Source organism: Streptococcus taonis (assembly GCF_029948085.1).
Taxonomy (GTDB): Bacteria; Bacillota; Bacilli; order Lactobacillales; family Streptococcaceae; genus Streptococcus; species Streptococcus taonis.
The window spans coordinates 14,101-33,169 of the sequence record NZ_JARZZP010000014.1 but is presented as its reverse complement, the minus strand read 5'-3'; the positions used below and the strand labels follow the sequence as shown (position 1 = coordinate 33,169).

The window sequence follows — 19,069 nt, the reverse complement described above, 5'->3', positions numbered from 1 at the left end:
TCTAACCTCAGTCACGACTTAATTCTTCAAGGAAAAAATGATTGAGAGCTTCCCAGTCTTTCTTCTCCTCGGTAACACTTTGGATGTAATCGTCTAGTTCTTGTATATTTTTGGTGATGTAGTCCTGGATGGGCTTAATCGGCTCAATTTCCATACCTTCAGGTCCATTTATCTTGATATCAAGCAATCTAGACACATGCTCTTTCATTTCATCAGGAAGCAATTCTTTCACTAAATCATCAAATAAAATCGGTGGAACAGAATGATATTTTTCTATCCAACGACAGGCTAAAATTGGACGCAGAGCATAGAAGTACTTTTTAGGTTTGACCTTGTCTCCTGAAAGATACTTATTCATTTGAGTTCTAGCAGTATTCAAGTAATGGTGGAGCATCTTTTTCTCTGAAAAATACTGACTAACAAGCGGACGAATACGGTCAATAAAGCCTTCGTCTTGCTGGTAAACGATTGGCGACTGTAACCACTCAAAGAGAGTTGGATTTGACTTATAAAGCAACTTTAAAGCCTTGTCCAAATCCCAGCCACTCACATCCCAGGTATCGTCAATTGGTAGTTCTATGACATCGCGATGATCGTTCAAACTAAGATAAAAATCTTGCTTATGCTTGTAAATGAAACGCACATCAAAGTCACTATCCGGAGACTCAAAGCCCCAAGCGCGACTGCCAGACTCAATTGCCCACAATACGGTAACATCATAATCACGTTCAATTTCCGCTAGTTTTTCAGGTACCAGAATATTCATTTCTTCTTGTGTTTGCATGGTGCTTCTCTTTCTTATTAATTTCTTATACCCCATTTTATCAGAATCCTAGGACATTATCAAAAAATTATTATAGTATGTACAGAAAAAAGCCTACAATAGGCTTTTTTCATCTGACAATATCTTTATACATGTCTGGTCTTCTGTCTCTAAAGAGACCCCAATTCAGGCGCTCATTTGCTCCCTTGTCAAGGTCATAAGTAGTTAACAAGATAGCTTCGCCTTGTCGTTCTGCTTGACTTAAAATAGCTCCTGTTTCATCAGTCATAAAGGATGAACCGTAGAAATTAAGACTAGAACTTTGCCCCCCATTTTCCTCACAAGGAGAGACTTCTTCCAAACCATAACGATTAGCAGCAATAACTGGCACAATATTTGCTGCTGCATGCCCTTGCATGGTACGTTGCCAATGACCACAACTATCTGTATCTAAAATAGGCTCGGATCCAATAGCTGTCGGATAAAAGAGTAATTCTGCTCCATTTAGTGCAAGACAACGGGCTGTTTCAGGGAACCATTGATCCCAACAGATCCCAATTCCAATCTTGGCGTAGCGAGTGTCCCAGACCTTGAAACCAGTATTTCCAGGTGTGAAAAAGAATTTCTCCTGATAATAATGGTCATCTGGGATATGAGTCTTCCGATAAACGCCCAGCACTTCTCCATCTGCATCAATGACAGCAATAGAATTGTATAAGACATTACCATCTTTTTCATAGAAACTAATGGGTAAAATGACTTTAAGCTCCTTGGCAATTCCTTTAAAATGCTGAATAGCCGTATTTTCTGTTACCGACTGGGCATACTGGTAGTAGTCATACTGACGCTCTTGACAGAAATAGGGACGTTCAAATAATTCAGGCAAGAGAATAATTTGGGCTCCTTGCTCAGCAGCTTGACGGACTAAACGTTCAGCTGTTTGGATATTGGTTTCCACATCCTTAGCGCATTGCATCTGAATGGCTGCAACCGTTACATTTCTCATCTTTTTCTCCTATTCTGGAATTTGTTGGGTAATACAGTGGATATTTCCACCACCTAATAGAATATCTCTTGCAGGAATTCCGACAACATCACGGTCTGGGAAACACTGGCTCAGAATATTCAAGGCAACTTGGTCGTTTTCATCCTGAAATTGTGGAACCAAGACAGACTTATTAGCAATGTAAAAATTCACATAGGAAGCTGCTAGTCTTTCACCTGCATAACGCTCCTCTTCGCCTTCTTCATAAGTATAGCCCGGCAAATCCTCCTCTGTAACTACTTGATGAATAGCTGGGATTGGAAGTTTATGAATAGTGAAATTCCGGCCTTTTGCATCAGTTTCCTTCTCTAAAAGAGCTAGATCTGCTGCAGACATGGCATACTGAGGATCTTCTTGGTCGTCCGTCCAAGCTAAAACAAGCTCTGCAGGACCTACAAAGGCAGCAACATTGTCGACGTGTTCATTTGTTTCGTCTTGATAAATACCGTAAGGCAACCAGATAACTTTTTCAGCACCAAGACTCTCTAGTAAGGTCTCTTCAATCTCCTCTTTAGTCAGGTGAGGATTACGACCAGGACTGAGCAAACAGCTTTCTGTGACAAGAATGGTTCCTTGACCGTCACTATGAATAGCTCCGCCTTCCAGTACAAATGGTTTGGCATCGTAAACAGGTATTTCCAACTCCTCAGCAAAACGACTAGCTACTTGGTCATCTGCTTCATAGTCTTGGTAGAGACCGTCAACAGCACCACCCCAGGCATTGAAAGACCAATCTACCGCCAACTTTTCCCTTTGATCATCGAGGAGAATTGTCGGACCAGTATCACGAGCCCAGGCATCATTTGTCTGAATATCTAGATAAACAACCTTGTCTCCAAGATAAGATTGTGCTTCAGATAGATAGTCTTGTTCCACCAAAAGGTAGACTGTTTCCCCTTGAGCAATGGTTTTGATAATCCGGCTAAAAGCTGCTTTAGCGGCCTTGCCTTCAAATGGCCAAGAACCTGGTCGAGTAGGCCATATCATGAGAGTCCCATGATGGGGTTCATACTCTGCAGGCATACGATAACCTAATTTCTTTGGGCTGTCCATCATGATAATCTCTCCTTAAAGTCTTGGTAGCCAAATGCTTTGACTAGACTGCACTCACCCTCTTTATCCATGAGATACAAACTTGGAAGTCCAATGCCGTTAAAGGTATTATTTTTGACAAAGGAGTAAATAGCCATGTCTTCAAAATAGAGGCGATCACCGATTTCAATCGGTTTTTCAAAGCTGTAATCCCCAATGATATCCCCTGTCAGGCAAGTATTTGAAGAGAGTCTATAAGTATAAGGTTTTTCTTGCGCTTCAAATCCATCTCTCAATGGGGGGCGATAAGGCATCTCAAGGACATCTGGCATATGACAACTTGCTGAAGCATCTAACACCAAGGTCTCAATCCCGTTTTCAACAATATCTAAGACTTCTGTCGCTAGACAGCCCGCATTAAGGGCAATAGCTTCACCTGGTTCGATATAGACATCAAGGTTATAAGTTTCTCGAATTCGTTTAATCTCAGAAATCAGTAAGTCCACATCATAGTCATCTCTCGTAATATGATGACCACCACCCATATTGAGCCATTTAACTTGGTGCAAATAGGCACCAAACTGGTCTTCTACTGCTTTCAAAGTCGTTTGTAAATCATCTGCCCCTTGCTCACAGAGGGTATGAAAATGAAGTCCGTCAACCAACTCCAATAAATCACTTGGTATCTTGTCTGAAGTCACTCCAAAACGAGAGCCAGGAGCACAAGGATCATAAAGCGCGTGGTCACCCTGCGTTGAACATTGAGGATTGATGCGAAGACCCACACTGATACCAGCCTCACGACAACGTTGACCATATTTTCGTAGTTGTCTCTCTGAGTTAAAAACAATATGATCAGATATTTGCAGTAACTCTTCCATATCTGATTCCTTGAAAGCAGGCGCAAATACATGGACTTCCCCCGGAAACTCTTCTCTAGCTAACTTAGCCTCATAGAGTCCACTAGCCGTCGTACCTGATAGATACTGGCTAATTAAAGGATAGGTTTTATAGAGAGAATAAGCCTTTTGAGCTAGCAAAACCTTACAACCTGCCTTTTCCTGAACCTCTTGCAGAATGCTACAATTTTCTTCTAGTTTTGCTAAATCAATGACATAGGCTGGCGTTGGTACTTGATCTAACTTCATTAGTCCACCATTTGTGGGTTTTCTACCACAACCCATGGCAAACCGTATTTATTCAAAGCTTCCATGAATGGGTCTGGATCCAACTCTTCAAGGTTATAAACTCCAGGCTGTTTCCATGTACCATCCATCACTAATTTTGTCCCAATCATAGCAGGAACACCTGTTGTATAAGAAATGGCTTGTGAACCAACCTCTGCATAGCACTCCTGATGGTCGCAAACATTGTAAATGTAGATTGTCTTTTCAACGCCATCTTTGACACCTGAAAAGATACATCCAATATTAGTTTTACCAACAGTACGTGGGCCAAGGCTTGCAGGATCTGGAAGCAAGGCTTTCAAGAATTGGATTGGTACGATTTCTTGTCCGTTAAAATTAATAGCATCTGTACGAAGGAGCCCAACGTTTTCCAAGCATTTCATGTGAGTTAGATAAGATTGGCCAAAAGTCATAAAGAAGCGAATGCGTTTAACTCCGGGAATGTTTTTGGCCAAAGATTCAATTTCTTCGTGGTGAAGAAGATACATGTCTTTTTGCCCAACTTGAGGGAAATCATACTCACGTTTGATAGACATAGCTTCGACTTCTACCCATTTTCCATCTTCCCAGTAAGAACCTGGTGCAGAAACTTCACGTAGATTGATTTCTGGGTTAAAGTTTGTCGCAAATGGATAACCGTGGTCCCCACCATTACAGTCTAAAATGTCGATATAGTGGATTTCATCAAAATAGTGCTTGAGGGCGTACGCTGAAAAGACGCTGGTTACCCCTGGGTCAAAACCAGAACCAAGTAGAGCAGTCAAGCCTGCTTCTTTGAATTTTTCTTGGTAAGCCCATTGCCATGAGTAGTCAAAGTAGGCTGTAAAACCAAGTTCCTTACAACGTTTCTCATAAATAGCTCGCCATTCAGGGTCTTCTGTATCCTCAGCCTCATAGTTGGCAGTATCGATATAGTGGACTCCTGTTGCCAAACAAGCATCCATGATGGCCAAGTCTTGGTATGGTAGTGCTACGTTCAAAACAGCTTCTGGTTTGTAGCTTTCGATCAAGGCAATCACTTCTTCTACCTTGTCAGCATCAAGAGCAGCTGTCTCAATTTTAGTATTTGTTTTACCTTCTAATTTAGCCTTCAAGTCATCGCATTTTGACTTGGTACGGCTAGCAATCATAATCTCTTTAAAAGTTTCTCTGTCTTGACAAATCTTTGAAATAGCAACCTGGGCAACGCCCCCACATCCGATAACTAATAAACGACTCATTTTCTTCCTTCCTCTTCTTCTAAAATGTCTTCTACATACTTAGGCAACATAAAGGCACCAATATGTAGGTTTGCAGTGTAGTATTCTGTGAAAAGCTGGCGTTTTTTCCAACCTTCCTTGTCAAAATCTTTGACAGGGTGGTATTTTTTCGAAGCAAACCCAAATAACCAATAGCCTGCAGGACTGGTAGGGATATGTGCCTGATAAACTCGACTGATTGGAAAGGCTTGATTAACCTTACGGTGCATGCTTCGACAAGCTGACTCATCTTCGTCAAAGAAGGGACTACCATGCTGATAGATCATGATTCCGTCCTCTTTAAGAGCCCTATAACTATTGCCGTAAAATTCCTTAGTAAAGAGCCCTTCCGTATGGCCAAATGGATCAGTCGCATCATTGATAATGATATCGTAATCATCTTCGCAGTTTCGTAAAAAGCGAAGCCCATTTTGGTAGTAGATGGTAACACGAGGATCATCTAGACCAGCAGCAAATTCTGGGAAGTATTCTCGACAAACCTCAACCAGCATCTCATCTGGTTCTACAATATCGATTTGTTCCAATTCTGGGTAGAGAGTTAATACTTGGGCAACACCACCGTCACCACCCCCAATAACCAAGACTTTCTTTGGATTGGGATGGACGGCCATAGGAACGTGAACTGTCATTTCGTTGTAGACAAAGTCATCTGCATCTGAGAACAAGACGTGCCCATTTAAAATCAAAATCTTTCCAAAAGCTGGCGTATCTAAAACTTCAATATCCTGCCATTCACTTTTACCTGCGTAAAGTTGCTTAGCTGTTCTCAAAGACAATTTCACATCTGGAGTATGAACTTCAGAAAACCATAAATCCATTTAGTTCTCCTTTCTCTCAATGACATTAATGTGGTTGACCTCTGGATCTTCCGTTCCTTGGAGAGAACAACCACGTTCTTTGGCAAATTGAATATAATCGACAAGACCTTGTGTAATGCGTTCACCGGGCGCTAGGATTGGAATTCCTGGAGGGTAACACATGACAAATTCCCCACAGACTTGCCCAACGGACTCGTCCAGGGTTAAACTTCTTCTCTCTGAATAGAAGGCTTCCTGAGGAGACAGCACTAACTCAGGTTGGATATATTCTCCAGCAATCAAGTCCTTCCCATCTCTTGAGTAGAGTCTCTTGATGTCAGCCAGAGCACCAACCAAGCGCTCAATATCTTGGATACGGTCCCCAATCGAAATGTAGGCCAAGATATTGCCAATATCACCAAACTCAATCTGAATGTCATATTCATCCCGTAAGAGGTCATAAACTTCAATACCTGTTAAACCAATTCCCTGAGTGTAGACTGAAAGCTTGGTCACGTCAAAATCACAAACGGTCACGCCATCTACTAACTCTTTTGAGTAGGCATAGTAGCCACCGATGGCATTGATTTCACGACGAGCATACTCAGATAGCTCAATGACCTTCTCAAATGACTCTTTACCACGAAGGGCTAGATTGCGGCGTGAAATATCCAAACTAGACATTAACAAATAGGATGCTGATGTTGATTGGGTCAGGTTAATGATTTGACGCACATACTCAGGATTCATCTGATCCCCAACTAAAAGAAGTGAACTTTGTGTCAAGCTACCACCAGACTTATGCATAGACACTGCTGACATATCTGCTCCTGCATCCATAGCAGATAAAGGAAGTTTATCTGTAAAGTGGAGATGAGCACCGTGAGCCTCGTCTACTAAGACTTTCATTCCTGCAGCGTGGGCCATCTCTGTTAGCCCCTTAAGATCTGAACAAATACCATAGTAGGTAGGATTGTTGATTAGGATAGCCTTGGCATCCGGATGGTCCTTAATAGCTTGTGCCACACGATCATTTTCAAGCCCCAAAGCAATACCGATTTTGGGATCCACACTCATCTCGATATAGATGGGAATAGCTCCACATAAAACGAGTGCATTGATGGCTGATTTATGGACATTTCGTGGTAGGATGATTTTATCCCCTGCTTTACAGGTGGAAAGAATCATGGTTTGCACGGATGAGGTTGTCCCGCCAATCATTAAAAAGGCATGGGCAGCTCCAAAAGCCTCTGCTGCTAGCTCTTCTGCATCTCTGATAATCGAAATAGGATGCCCAAGATTGTCCAAGGGCTTCATAGAATTGACATCAATACCAACGCATTTTTCCCCTAAAAGTTCAACTAACTCTGGATTCCCACGGCCACGCTTATGACCTGGCACATCAAAAGGTACAATCCTTTTTTTTCGTAACTTAACTAACCCCTCATAAATGGGAGCTTGGTTCTGATTTAACATTATAAAGACATACTCCTTTACTGTATTTTTCACACCTTAATTTAACTTAGGCGCCAAGGATACTTATGAAAAAAGAGCAGGTTGGCACCTGCTCTACAATCTACTGACGTGTTTATGTTTGTTTCTTTTGAGTATGTCTGTTCCTGATGTTTCCTAACTCTCTAGTAGCAAATATTACGTACTTTATTGACCGTTTCACAAGATGACGTGTGCTTTCACCACACTAACAAATCTATACGAATTAGGACAAGTGTTCTAACATCAACTTATAAAAGTAGGCTTTTAACCCTATCAATAATGTGGCTTTTCAACCACGCTTCGGCATTCAACCCTGCCTGTCCGTAGGCATTTTTTACTCGGGTTTATATTTGCTAGAAAACATCATCTCATTTTCTAAGCTTTATTACTATAACATGTTTTCAGAGGCTTGTAAAGTATTTTTAGAACTTTTTTAAAACAATTTGACATTTTGTTCGTGAAATTGCTTTAGTTTCAAAATAGAAATCGTTTTAAATTTAAATCAAAAAACAAAAAAAGAAACTAAACAGATTAGTTTCTTTTAATGAATCATAAGCATAATCAACTATTCAAAACCCTATCTACTCATCTCGTGCTACTTGAACAGCTAGCTCAAAATCAGTCATCAAGTAATTTTCATCTAGACGGATGAGACTATAATACTCATTCCAAAATAGAGAGTCACTGTTGCTGGACCACTTTAATCCATACCACAATTGAGTGACATCACTTGTATGTGATGGGGGAATTGACCATAGATGCTTTTTAAAAGTTTCTTGAACAAGAGAAACATCCAGTCGAGTAGTCAAGTCAAGTTCATCTAATTTGAGAGTGATAGAATGTTTTTTAGCTGCCTCAATACTTTCCTTGTTAAATCGAACCTGAATAATCTTAGAATCTTCTAAAGCCACATCCTGGTCCTCAGCACCGTAAAAGGAAATACTGCCCAGTACTATTCCATCTTTTGCCAGGAGATAGGGAGCGTAAGGAACAGCATTGCTATCAAGTCTGAAGCCTTTTTCGATAGTAACTGATTTATCGCCTGGATACTTTTGGAAACTTCCCTCTGTCAAGAGCTCTTCGTAGTCGCTAGCACCATCGCCCTGTCTTATATAGATGTCAAATCCAGCATTCATCAGCTCACTGGCTTTAGTTTCTGCTAAAATGATTTTACTTTCATTAATTTGCAAAATTGGTGCTTGAGGTGGCAAACCAATCGTGAGATTAAACATGACTCCTACCAGAAAGACCATAAAGGTTATAAGGAGGGCAAGTAAAGACTTTCCAGTCCTTTTTCTTGCATTGAAAAGGGCCATTAGAGCAGGTAGAAGGATCATTTTGGCTAAAATAGAATTCCCAACACCACCTCTATTTAAGGTCTGAAAAGCAAAGATCCCGGCGATTGCAATCAGGGACAGGTAGACTAAAATCTCACCTAGACCCAGTTTTTCTGTTCGAGTTTGTTGGTTTACAGGCGTTTCGTACAATGACTGCCCATTCTCTTTCCTCTTTTTTAGAAAGAGATAAAACCCCAGACCAAGTAGCAGATTAAAGATTGCAAAAACTATTAAAGTACCTATTATCGCCGTTCTAGCCATGGCTCTCTACTCCTTTATGTTCTCTCTCAAATCTTATCTTTCTCTTTAATGTCCAATTCCCAACTAATAAAACCAGCAAGAAGAAGGGGCCACCTTCTATCAGTACAATCGGTAAAGCCAGTATAGCGATCATCAAAAAACTAGCTTTCTTTTGACGCCAACTACCGCCCCATTCTCCGTTTATCAGCTGACCCAAATAGTCGATATAGTCAGTATACATCATAAACAAAGGATTTTGGAAATCACTGGTCTTAAGGTAAATGAACAAAGCAGAATTTAGAAAAACATAAAGAATTCCTAAGACTAGAATAATCTTTTGACTAGTTCGAGTAGCCTCTAGAACGATTTTTTCTCTCTTCTCTGGTTTTATTTCCTTGAGACTTGGATTCTTACAAGAGAGTTTTTCAAATCTATAGGCCAGAAATCGGTAGAGATAATACTTTTTTATATCACGCTTCATAAAATCCCCAATCTAAGAAGGATATTCAAATATAAATCATGGTTTAAACATCTAATTTCAAGGAATTTCCTTCCAAAAAGACTGCTTTTGACTCAGTGATTTTTATTTTTTGATCTTCTGAAAAGCCAATGGTTTCACCGTCCTTTAAGGTGACATCACTGCCTAAAACATACTGAAGAATAGACAAGAGGAAATAATATAAGTCATCGCTATTCATAGAAGACTCGATAATTTCAATCTCAGTTTTTCCAAACTCTTTCAAACCATAAGTGTAAATACTAGTTTTATCTCCCTGGTTGATAATGCCCATATAAATCCAAAGTTGAAGGGGAAGCATTTCTTCTTTCAAAAGGTCAGCCAGGTCTAGATAAAGATCTTTGGATAAGAGCAAGGTGGCAGACCCCTGATAAATACCAATAGCTGATTGACTAGTTTTTAGGATAGAGGCATTGACTTTAGTTAATAAGGAATAAGTTTCTACTGGCGAAAGATTGTCAGACAAAATAGAAACAATGGCGTGTTGTGTGTGCTCCTGTGTTTCCTTCTCAACATCCTGCCAGAGGTAAGAATAGGCATACAATTCTTCAAATTCTTGACTTGGGATAGGCAAATCCATTAAAGCCAGCGCAACGAGAGCACCATCAATCTCAAAGGTTGCACTAGAATCATCCCCAGAAATTTCGGAAACTTGAAGCCCCCAATGAGATTTCAATTCCTGAATAACTTGGTCTAAAGAATAGGCTTGATTGCCTTTGAAGAGGGGCATGGACAAGATCAGTTGTTTTTTCTTCTCTGATTTTTCTTTCTTACTAGTAAATAGATTTTTTAAAAAATTCATAGGACTTCTCCTTTATTTCATATCAGTTGGGAAGCAAAGCTATCTTGGTCAAAGTGAGTCGAGATACCAAGTTTCCTCATCATCAAAACCGTAGAATTTCTCATCAAGTAGCCAATTTCCATCTACCAATCTAAGTACAAACTGATGCTTCATTTCTAAAGCTTCTTGATAATGGGTGATGACTCTTGCTTCTTCAGCTTTTGTCATGATAAAATCTACAGAAAAATCATTCGTTTGAACATAGTTATACTCACTTGGGGATCCATAAGAATTTCGAACTCCTCCTTCCAAGCATTTTTGAGTCACTCGTCCAGTTAGAAGCTGCATTTGTCTCTGAAAATAGTCATCCATAAGTTCATTCCACTTGGGATGAAGCTGATTTGCTGGGATGCCAAGTCCTTCTTTTTCCTTATCCAGTGCTCTGTTACGCTCAAAAATTTCCTCTTCTAACAAGGTTAAACTTTTGAGTAAATTAAGCAAGGGTGGGATGATTATTTCCACCATAGCTCGATAGTTTTCAGGGGTATTTTTATAGTTTACTCTCATGATAAACCTCTTAATTTTTCTGGATTAATTGGTTTAATTCTAGGTCTGAAAGTTGTCCTTCCATGTAGAGTTTCTCAAGTAAATCTTTATCAACTGTAATTTCATAATAGTCTGTCACAAACTCATGAAATCTCTCAAAGCTATCAAAAAGGTAAGAGAGCAACCATTCTCCGCCATCCTGATCTTGGTAAGTGTATTGATGCGCATGACCGTCATACCAGATAAAGAAGGTTGTTTCATCTTTTTGGTCTTCTGAATAAAGTAAGAGATCCTTTTCATCCAGTCCTTCATAAAAACCATCAATGACGTCTTGATCCCACTCGTCAGCAGCAAACTGGTTTAAACTACTCTCATGATCAAAGCCTTTTATAAGGATCATTTTATCAGTCAAAATCACATCCAAAGAATCACCAGAGCCATTGTCAATAAGGTAGCGGAGTCCATAGTCTTCCTCAGTCTTAATCACGAGTCTGAGCCAATCTTCACTCGGATCGGTCAGATACTCATCAATAACCAGCAAGGCATCTAAGCGAGTCTTTATCTTGTCCCAATCAATCTTTCTCATTTCTAAAAACCTCCGTCTTATTCTTGCGATTTATCAAGATCACAAGCCCTATAGCGAGCTGTTAGATAGCCCGAAAAGCTAATCTGAGGGATATTCCACTCATTGGGCAAATAAATCGAACAATCTACCTGATCACCTAGAGGGGAACTTGCTGAAAAGGCATATCTTCCCAAATTCTCATTATTAGGATTTCTTTCAACTTGACCCAATCTGCTAGCATTGAACCAGTCTTTGAACAGTAACCAGATTTGCTCGGCATCTTCGTTTAATAGGGAGACTTTCAAGTTGTAGCTGATTCCGACCCTACATCTTTTTTTGAATCCTGACTCATCAGCCCTACAAACTTTTATCGATCCCTTATCATACTGCCAGTTATCACTATCTAATAGGGGAAATTGAGCAGATAGATTGTCTTTAAATCCCTGCATAGTATCTAATAAATCTTTGGAGGCAGCTTCGAATACTTCTAGTTCTTCCATAGTCTTCTCTTTAATTTTCATAGTGAATCACAATCCGATTTAATCTGCATCAACCCAGATCTGGTATTTTTGACAATGGAGACATCTGAAAAGGTAACCACAGATAGGTCCGTCTTTGACCAAGTAGTCTTCTACCTCTTGATATTCTTCACGCGCTTCATAGTCTGCCAAGACTTGCTCAGCGATTCCCATGGCCTTCAATTCTCTAGTTCCAACTGTACCCAAGTAAGCACAATAATCTTGGCAACAAGAAAGCCAATATTCTCCCTGCCAACTAAAGTAGCCTGGGGTCTGACAAAAAAGCAGCTGATTCTTTTCTGGATCCAATTCACCCTGCCACTCGGCATCTTGGATAAATTCCGCATCGAATTTCTTAGCCGCTTGACCGTTTGCAATGCACATTGGGCAAAGGTATTCTATATCCTCGATACTATAAGGTATAAGGGCATAATAAACATTGCTTTCTTTCCCACAAGATGGACAAACCTTGGCTTCTCCTTCAACAAATGAACCTGTAGCTAAGGGATCTGGATGATAAAGAAAATGGGGTAAGTCTTTTAACAGGTCCTGCCTCTGCTTCTTCTCTTCTTTTCTTAGGGGACGAGGAAGGGCAAAACGATCGCCATGACTCTGACTCATTTCTTGTAAACGGCTCAGTTTCTTTATCTGTTTTCGATCAGGTTTGTCTAAGATTTCAGTAAATAAGCTATAGGCGCTAGTGTAGAGACCCAATTGCTCATAGAGGTCAACTAAGACTTTCTTCGCTTCTAAATCATCAGACTTAGCTAATTCATCAGCCAAATCATAGAGAGCCGTAACACTTGAAGGCTTTCCATCTTGGTCCAGGTATTGCTTTTTTAATGTAATATATTTTTCTAGAAATGGATTCATGGAACTACCTTTCTAATGGATGACATAAAATCTTAACAAATAGTGACTAGGACATTTCCCTTGTGGTTTAAGATTTCCTTGTAAAAGTCTTTCATTTTGACAAAGCAGGCTAAAATGTCATCCTTGATTTCTTCCTCTTCCTCAAGATAATCCCAAATATCAGGATACAAATCCGCTTTCTTACAGGCTTCCATACTAAAGTCAGTCATAGCCCTATCCATGTCAAAACTTTCTAAAGCTTCTACAATCTTGGATATCTTGTTTTTTTCAGTATAGGCGATATATTCAGATACATCCTCTAGAGGAGTCACCCCTAAAACCGCTTCTCTCAAGGGATTGTCGTCCAAAAATTCTGAACTACTAAATCCTGTCAAGACAAAGACCAAGGCATCCCACATTTTATCGATATCCAGAAAAATTTCATATTCTTCTGCATAATCTTCCGCTAGGTCCAGCAAGTCATCTTCCTCATTAGAAAGTAGCTTTATTTGTTTTAATTTATCGTCTGGTAAATATTGATAATTGGCAATCATTCCCATGATTTTTCTCCTTTGAATCTGTTAGTATCATACGGATGTTTCTAGCTCTATTTCCCTAGAAAATGCTATAATGGAGCTAACAAAATTGGTCTCTAGCAATTGAAAAACGGGGGAAGTAGTCATGTTCACTACTATTATTTTAGGTTTTTATGCTCTTTTCTTTCTATCCTTATCCTTTACCATCTATCTCTATATTAGACTTGTAGTTGCGGTTAAAAAAGGCAAAGACATTCCCAAATGGATTTATAAACTTGGCCATGCTGTTCAAGGAAGAATTCACGTTGACTATGAAGAAATCACTGATGCTAATGCCCTTAAAGAGATTCATTGGTTCTTGCTGATCTATTTAATCGTAAATCTACTCGTATTGGCTGGCTTCTACTATCATGATAATAGCTTCCCGCAAGCAGTTTATGAATGTTTGAAAAAACAATTTTTCATCGTACTTGTTAGTATGATTTTAAAAAGTCTTGGAAAATTTGTTGTACTAGCTATAAGAAAAAACTTTCATAACAGTCATGCCTATGCATCAACAAACGCTGTTATTGGGACAGCTTTTTTAACGAGTTATGTTTTTATGTTTTGCATGATGATGAGTGGCCTTCCAGCTCAACCTGTTCCAGTAACCATTCAAGATACTACTGTCATTATCGGTGAGACCAAGGCTTCCGAGCTTTTGGACAAAGGCTTTAGCTTCGAAGATAAAAGTCCAGAGACTTCCATCACCAATCCCAAAAACGACCACTTTTACTACGATCAGCTTCTCGAAGTCAAGCGTGATGATCAGTCCTATGGCTTTATGAGCCTTACTCCTATAGGAAGAGATACTGATCAACTCAAAAACTGCGTCGTCACCTATTACAGAACACCTAAGGATAGCAAACAACTAGAAAAAATTTCCATCAATCATGTCAAGCTAGCCAATCTCAAACTCCAAGATTTTCAAACACGAAAATTAATCGATATCTTTGAAGTCAATCCTGCTGATTATAATGTCTCTGATACCGATGCCAACTTTATCCTAACCATTCAAACAGCAGATTACGACCTCTGGAAAAGATACCGGATTGAAGCCAAGTTTAATAGAGATGGCTCCCTAGATAGCTATGGTGTCAGAGCCCAACACAGTATGTGGGAATAAAATACTATCATTTCAATACGAACAAGTATAAGATTTAGTAATTAATTAAAAACTACTTAATCTTATGCTTGTTCATTTTCTCTTGGAAAATATCTGTAAGAATTTGTCGCAATTCTTGACCTTCCTTTTCAGGAAGTTGGCCTTCTTGTTCAGCTACAGCATACAACTCTGGATACTCGAGCGAGATTCTCTTAACAGTACGTGTAATGGCATGTTTTCTAACAAAAAATGGAATTCGTTTAATCATATCTTGAGGAATTAAAGCGATAATTTTATCGGCAGTTTCCTTATCGGTCAGCTTAGAGAAAGTTAGTCCCTTTTTAATCATTTCTTGTTCTTTTTCTGTAAAATCTTTAATATCCATTGTGTCTCCTTATGACTATTTTATTCACTACTATTATACTATTTTTTTAATTGGTCGAATGAAAAGTCTCTATAAATCACTTCTTTGCCAAGAACGGAATCTATTGTAACAGGTAGTTTTTTCAGCAAATCTTGGATATCAATATCATTAGGAAGAGGATTCAATTCTCCCAGACTATTTTCCTGAAGATGTGCTGCAAAGATAAACTCTCCCTTTTCCCAATCCATAGCAAAATCATTGATAACATTTACTGGAGACAGGTCCAGCAGTTCTTGCTCTTGCGCTATAAAAGTTTCGTAGATCAACTCAAAAATAGCTTCCTTATCAATTTTTACAACTCTTAATGTATGTTCATCCATGCTTGCTGTCCTCTAATCATATCAATTTAGCTATCATTCGATTGGTAACTTCTTATCCCACTCTTTAAGCAAATCATCCTTTTAGAGTTGAACCCACTTATCATTATCCATAATAAAGGGCTTCGCTAGACCTTCACCTGTATAGTTTTCGTATTTTGTATCTAGATATTTGTAACAATCTTCCTTGGTTGCAAATTTGATAGCTTGATAAGGCTCCTCAAAGGTTATCTTTTCGACAAAGAGATAACCGTCCTCGCTTGGCACAAGTATGCCGACATGGCCGATAAAGAGGGATTGCCCATCCAGATCATCATGGACGACTACGGATAGCATTCTTGCATTTTCACTAAACTTAAATTGAGAAAGGAACTGCTCCATCTTTGCAGCATGAACCTTGACATCAGTTATTGCTTCGGTCTTGACTCTTGAGAATAGAATATCAAAGGCATCCTTGTCTTCTGCACCAAAGACTTTTCCCTTATCAATAGCATCATTATCGACAAATAAGAGGGAATCATCTTTCTCTAACTTAGGAATTTCGATGGAATTTCTCAATAAACAATAACTGTTGATACGACAGTTGGTACCTACAAAATCACCTTTTTTCGGTGTCCAAAGATTGCTAATCTTTTCTACGTCATACTCGTTTTTGGTAAATGTAGAAAAATCTCCAGTTAAACCAACTGAACCAACAGTTTCATTGTAGTCATTGACAAGATTGAAAAATGCATCCACACTGTCTTCATCCAAATATGCAGCCAAGACTTTTCGAACTTCTTCTTCACTGGGCTTACTGTTCATATTGCTATAAGTAGCTTTCCAAGAAACCTGATTAGACTGTGCTTGAGTGATTGAAGTATCAGTAGTTCCATCACTCGATTTTTGAACTTGACTACAAGCCACTAAGGTCAAAAGGAGTGTTGAGCAAAGACCAATAGTCGCTAATCTTTTAAATTTCATAGGCTTTCCTTTGTTTAAAAAAATTGTTGTTAAAGGTAAATAAGATTATGCTTTCGGTTGTGAATAGACTTCGATATGCTGCCCTAGTACCTTAATTTCCACTGGTAGATTATCAGATTTATCTCCATCAACATCCGTTTCCAACTCAACATCTGAAGAGATTTTTATATGACGAGCTTTCATATACTCGATATTATCATTTACGACGACATCCCCTTTTAATAAATCAGGGATAACTGACAATTTAGTAAGAATAGATGCATCTTTAAGAATCAGAACGTTGACATATCCGTTCTTATCTTCTTCAAAAATTTTTTTGTCAGCAAAATAATTGGTGAGGAGAACTAAAACGTGACTTGCTGAGCCAATGTAATTTCCATTTTCTGTTTCGACTTGAATGTTAAATGCTTGATCTGTCACGACAGACTTTACAGTATTAACCGCATAGGCTAGCATACCAAACTTTGTTTTATCTTCAATTCCAACGTTATGAATGGCTTCTGGTAGTGAACCAATACTAAAAATGTAGCCGAAATAGTGGCCATTGGATTTTCCGATATCAATCTTATTTGTAGAATTAAAATCAAGCTCGTCAATAGCACCATTTATATCTTGATTGATTTCTAATAACTTTGTAATAAGATTTCCAGTTCCTCCTGGAATAATCGCTAGTTTAGGAATACAGTCTCTTTCAGCGATACCTGAGATCACTTCATTGACTGTCCCATCTCCACCGAATACGAGAACTGCCTCATATTTTTCTTTTGAGGCTTCTTCAGCAAAATGTGTTGCATCTTGCGCTTTTTGTGTAATTCTGGTATCGACTTGCTCGAAGTATTTTTTAGCCTTATTTTCTAACTTTTCCTTATAATCTAAAGCCTTTTCTCCACCAGATGTTGGATTGATAATCAACATTATTTTTTGCATTCATTTTCCCCTCAATATCTATTTACATCTTTAGGCTATCAATATATCTTTTTTGATATACTTTATTATATAATGAAATTTCTAAAAACAAAAATTGAAAGTAGTAAACTAAAATAGATACAATCCTGAACTGTCTAAGAATTTTTCTTTCAAAATTGGAAAAATAGATTTGTGGTAAAAATTTTATCAAGTTACGAACTGAAGAAATCATCTCGTTCACTCTTTCTTCATATACATCAGTTTTTATTTTACTTTAAAACAAAATCTATGCTTCTATTATTTTTTTAGCCACAAATGTTGTAAAAAACTAATATCTTTATAGGGTTTTAAATCACATACTGCAAGTTCAATCTTTGTCATTTCTTCTAACCAGTTTTCTTTACTCTTAAATTCATTTGGTTGTAGACTGTAAAATGTTCGGATCCCCAAATAGTTTTCTAATTTAAGACCAGACAAAGCTAATAATTCCTCTATCGTATAAGTAGAACCACTTGCAAAAGATGGACTCTCAAAATTTTCACCATTGAGTAAGCTAAATGCTTGATTGATCTCATTAGCAAAAACAACACTTTGTAGAACTTTTCCAACTTGATTATGCTTGATAATTGAAATTAAGCCATCATCTTTTAAAATTCTTTTGAACTCCAGAAGATAGTCTTTTCGATCATTAGGATCTATATATTCTAAAACATTATGGCAAAGGACAAGATCAAAGGATTTATCCGTAAAACGAGCGAGTTGGTCAATACTTCCCCACAATTTTTCATAGGATGTGGAAGAGTTGGCATAGAGCATTTCCTCATTAGGTTCAACAGAAATAACTTGATTCTTGCGAGAAAGAAATTCACTGACCAAGCCAAATCCAGATCCAAAATCAAGAATTTTCTTACCTTCCAAATGAACGAGTTGGGCAAAGGTTATTTCATATTGTATCTTTCCCCAAGGTTGTTTTAACATATTTCTATAATGTTCAAGATCAGATTTTTTGCTTGTCATGTGTTACCTCATTAAAACTGGTATTTTTCTTTACAATCATTTCTTTTAATAATTTACAGTAAACTGCCGAATTTTCAGTGATCTTGCAACAGTGGTCATATCCTTGCCAAATGTGAAATGTGGCGTGAGGATACTTTTTTGGAAGAACTTTTTTAGCAGCTATCAAGTCGAATTCTTTTGAACCATAAAAGAAAACACAGCTTTGTTGTTCCTCTGGCGTAAGGTTAGGCAAAGCTACGAAGGCACAATCATGGGAAATATGTTTGATGCTTTCTTCATCCATAGCAATGAAAGAATCCGCCATCATCTCTCCTTTTTCTCCATAAAGTGCAACCATCTTACGAACAGCAAGATCTCTATTTTGCAGAGCTTTTCTATGCTTTATTAACAATAAATACCTAGTAAATACATCAAGCAAGGGCGCATTTATCCATAAACTAACTCCTTCAAAAACAAGTTTCCCAAACCTGATATCCTTATGATTCAATAATTGCAGCAACACAACTCCACCTAAGGACGCTCCAAAGGCTAAACTCAAGTCTTTTATATGATGAGCCTTTAGATAATTATAAATCATCTGGCTTTCCTTAAGAGCCGATTCGTAGATGAGCGAAGCTGATTGCCCATGCGCCGACAAATCCGGAATAATATATCTAAACCCTTGCCCCATCTGATCTGCAATGAGGGACTTCATCCCTTGAGCAGAAGATAACATAGGGTGAATTAACAATATCGTCTCTTTCTGATTAGAATTAAGATCAAGAATGTTCATTTTCCAACACCAGATTTCTTTCCTTTTTTAGCCCTTTTCCTTAAAGAACTTATCCCA

22 protein-coding genes are annotated in these 19,069 nt (G+C 38.5%); 1 reads left to right on the top strand and 21 read right to left on the bottom strand.

Annotated elements, in window-relative coordinates; genetic code table 11:
• Nucleotides 1-7 precede the first annotated feature (7 nt).
• The 15 genes from QEZ38_RS08130 to QEZ38_RS08060 all read right to left on the bottom strand — a co-directional run bounded on the left by QEZ38_RS08130 (nucleotide 8) and on the right by QEZ38_RS08060 (nucleotide 13,493).
• Entirely contained in the window at nucleotides 8-784 is a 777-nt protein-coding gene (locus tag QEZ38_RS08130; RefSeq protein ID WP_281335590.1) for a nucleotidyltransferase domain-containing protein, read from the bottom strand.
• Nucleotides 785-893: 109 nt separating this feature from the next.
• On the bottom strand, nucleotides 894-1,769 hold the full coding sequence (gene aguB / locus QEZ38_RS08125) for an N-carbamoylputrescine amidase (protein WP_281335589.1): 876 nt from the start codon (nucleotides 1,767-1,769) through the stop codon (nucleotides 894-896).
• Nucleotides 1,770-1,778: 9 nt separating this feature from the next.
• Nucleotides 1,779-2,864 carry an agmatine deiminase gene (aguA, locus tag QEZ38_RS08120; RefSeq protein WP_281335588.1) on the bottom strand — a complete coding sequence of 362 codons (1,086 nt, stop codon included), beginning with the start codon at nucleotides 2,862-2,864 and terminating at the stop codon, nucleotides 1,779-1,781.
• The gene (gene nspC / locus QEZ38_RS08115; protein ID WP_281335587.1) at nucleotides 2,861-3,988 is read right to left on the bottom strand and encodes a carboxynorspermidine decarboxylase; all 1,128 of its coding nucleotides are present in this window, start codon (nucleotides 3,986-3,988) and stop codon (nucleotides 2,861-2,863) included. The genes aguA and nspC overlap by 4 nt, the downstream gene beginning before the upstream one ends.
• Nucleotides 3,988-5,247: a saccharopine dehydrogenase family protein gene (locus QEZ38_RS08110; protein WP_281335586.1), complete on the bottom strand. Its 1,260-nt coding sequence runs from the start codon at nucleotides 5,245-5,247 to the stop codon at nucleotides 3,988-3,990. The genes nspC and QEZ38_RS08110 overlap by 1 nt, the downstream gene beginning before the upstream one ends.
• Entirely contained in the window at nucleotides 5,244-6,104 is an 861-nt protein-coding gene (gene speE / locus QEZ38_RS08105) for a polyamine aminopropyltransferase (RefSeq protein ID WP_195563095.1), read from the bottom strand. The genes QEZ38_RS08110 and speE overlap by 4 nt, the downstream gene beginning before the upstream one ends.
• Nucleotides 6,105-7,559 carry an aminotransferase class I/II-fold pyridoxal phosphate-dependent enzyme gene (locus QEZ38_RS08100; protein ID WP_281335585.1) on the bottom strand — a complete coding sequence of 485 codons (1,455 nt, stop codon included), beginning with the start codon at nucleotides 7,557-7,559 and terminating at the stop codon, nucleotides 6,105-6,107. It abuts the gene before it with no gap.
• Nucleotides 7,560-8,158: 599 nt separating this feature from the next.
• Complete coding sequence (locus tag QEZ38_RS08095; protein WP_281335584.1) at nucleotides 8,159-9,175, bottom strand: hypothetical protein; 1,017 nt, start codon at nucleotides 9,173-9,175, stop codon at nucleotides 8,159-8,161.
• Nucleotides 9,168-9,635 (bottom strand): hypothetical protein, encoded by a 468-nt coding sequence (locus QEZ38_RS08090; RefSeq protein ID WP_281335583.1) that lies wholly within the window; start codon nucleotides 9,633-9,635, stop codon nucleotides 9,168-9,170. The genes QEZ38_RS08095 and QEZ38_RS08090 overlap by 8 nt, the downstream gene beginning before the upstream one ends.
• Before the next feature lie 43 nt (nucleotides 9,636-9,678).
• Nucleotides 9,679-10,473: a DUF4261 domain-containing protein gene (locus tag QEZ38_RS08085; RefSeq protein ID WP_281335582.1), complete on the bottom strand. Its 795-nt coding sequence runs from the start codon at nucleotides 10,471-10,473 to the stop codon at nucleotides 9,679-9,681.
• Nucleotides 10,474-10,521: 48 nt separating this feature from the next.
• Nucleotides 10,522-11,019 (bottom strand): hypothetical protein, encoded by a 498-nt coding sequence (locus QEZ38_RS08080; RefSeq protein WP_281335581.1) that lies wholly within the window; start codon nucleotides 11,017-11,019, stop codon nucleotides 10,522-10,524.
• Between the two features lie 10 nt (nucleotides 11,020-11,029).
• Nucleotides 11,030-11,584 carry a hypothetical protein gene (locus QEZ38_RS08075; protein WP_281335580.1) on the bottom strand — a complete coding sequence of 185 codons (555 nt, stop codon included), beginning with the start codon at nucleotides 11,582-11,584 and terminating at the stop codon, nucleotides 11,030-11,032.
• A 17-nt stretch (nucleotides 11,585-11,601) separates the two neighbouring features.
• A complete protein-coding gene (locus tag QEZ38_RS08070; RefSeq protein WP_281335579.1) occupies nucleotides 11,602-12,084 on the bottom strand; it encodes a hypothetical protein in 483 nt (160 codons plus the stop codon).
• An 18-nt stretch (nucleotides 12,085-12,102) separates the two neighbouring features.
• The gene (locus QEZ38_RS08065) at nucleotides 12,103-12,954 is read right to left on the bottom strand and encodes a CbrC family protein (protein WP_281335578.1); all 852 of its coding nucleotides are present in this window, start codon (nucleotides 12,952-12,954) and stop codon (nucleotides 12,103-12,105) included.
• Nucleotides 12,955-12,986: 32 nt separating this feature from the next.
• A complete protein-coding gene (locus QEZ38_RS08060) occupies nucleotides 12,987-13,493 on the bottom strand; it encodes a YfbM family protein (RefSeq protein WP_281335577.1) in 507 nt (168 codons plus the stop codon).
• A gap of 121 nt (nucleotides 13,494-13,614) precedes the next feature.
• Here QEZ38_RS08060 and QEZ38_RS08055 point away from each other — a divergent pair, with 121 nt between their 5' ends.
• Nucleotides 13,615-14,634 (top strand): hypothetical protein, encoded by a 1,020-nt coding sequence (locus QEZ38_RS08055; RefSeq protein ID WP_281335576.1) that lies wholly within the window; start codon nucleotides 13,615-13,617, stop codon nucleotides 14,632-14,634.
• A gap of 52 nt (nucleotides 14,635-14,686) precedes the next feature.
• Here the strand turns inward: QEZ38_RS08055 and QEZ38_RS08050 are convergent, their stop codons facing one another.
• The 6 genes from QEZ38_RS08050 to QEZ38_RS08025 all read right to left on the bottom strand — a co-directional run bounded on the left by QEZ38_RS08050 (nucleotide 14,687) and on the right by QEZ38_RS08025 (nucleotide 19,012).
• Complete coding sequence (locus tag QEZ38_RS08050) at nucleotides 14,687-14,998, bottom strand: hypothetical protein (RefSeq protein WP_281335575.1); 312 nt, start codon at nucleotides 14,996-14,998, stop codon at nucleotides 14,687-14,689.
• Between the two features lie 38 nt (nucleotides 14,999-15,036).
• Nucleotides 15,037-15,357: a hypothetical protein gene (locus QEZ38_RS08045; RefSeq protein WP_281335574.1), complete on the bottom strand. Its 321-nt coding sequence runs from the start codon at nucleotides 15,355-15,357 to the stop codon at nucleotides 15,037-15,039.
• 81 nt (nucleotides 15,358-15,438) lie between these two features.
• Nucleotides 15,439-16,317, bottom strand: coding sequence for a DUF4300 family protein (locus QEZ38_RS08040; protein WP_281335573.1), 879 nt, complete (start codon nucleotides 16,315-16,317; stop codon nucleotides 15,439-15,441).
• 45 nt (nucleotides 16,318-16,362) lie between these two features.
• Nucleotides 16,363-17,244, bottom strand: a complete 882-nt coding sequence (locus tag QEZ38_RS08035) for a diacylglycerol/lipid kinase family protein (RefSeq protein ID WP_281335572.1) — start codon at nucleotides 17,242-17,244, stop codon at nucleotides 16,363-16,365.
• Between the two features lie 276 nt (nucleotides 17,245-17,520).
• On the bottom strand, nucleotides 17,521-18,240 hold the full coding sequence (locus QEZ38_RS08030; RefSeq protein WP_281335571.1) for a class I SAM-dependent methyltransferase: 720 nt from the start codon (nucleotides 18,238-18,240) through the stop codon (nucleotides 17,521-17,523).
• A complete protein-coding gene (locus QEZ38_RS08025) occupies nucleotides 18,221-19,012 on the bottom strand; it encodes an alpha/beta fold hydrolase (protein ID WP_281335570.1) in 792 nt (263 codons plus the stop codon). The genes QEZ38_RS08030 and QEZ38_RS08025 overlap by 20 nt, the downstream gene beginning before the upstream one ends.
• Nucleotides 19,013-19,069 lie beyond the last annotated feature (57 nt).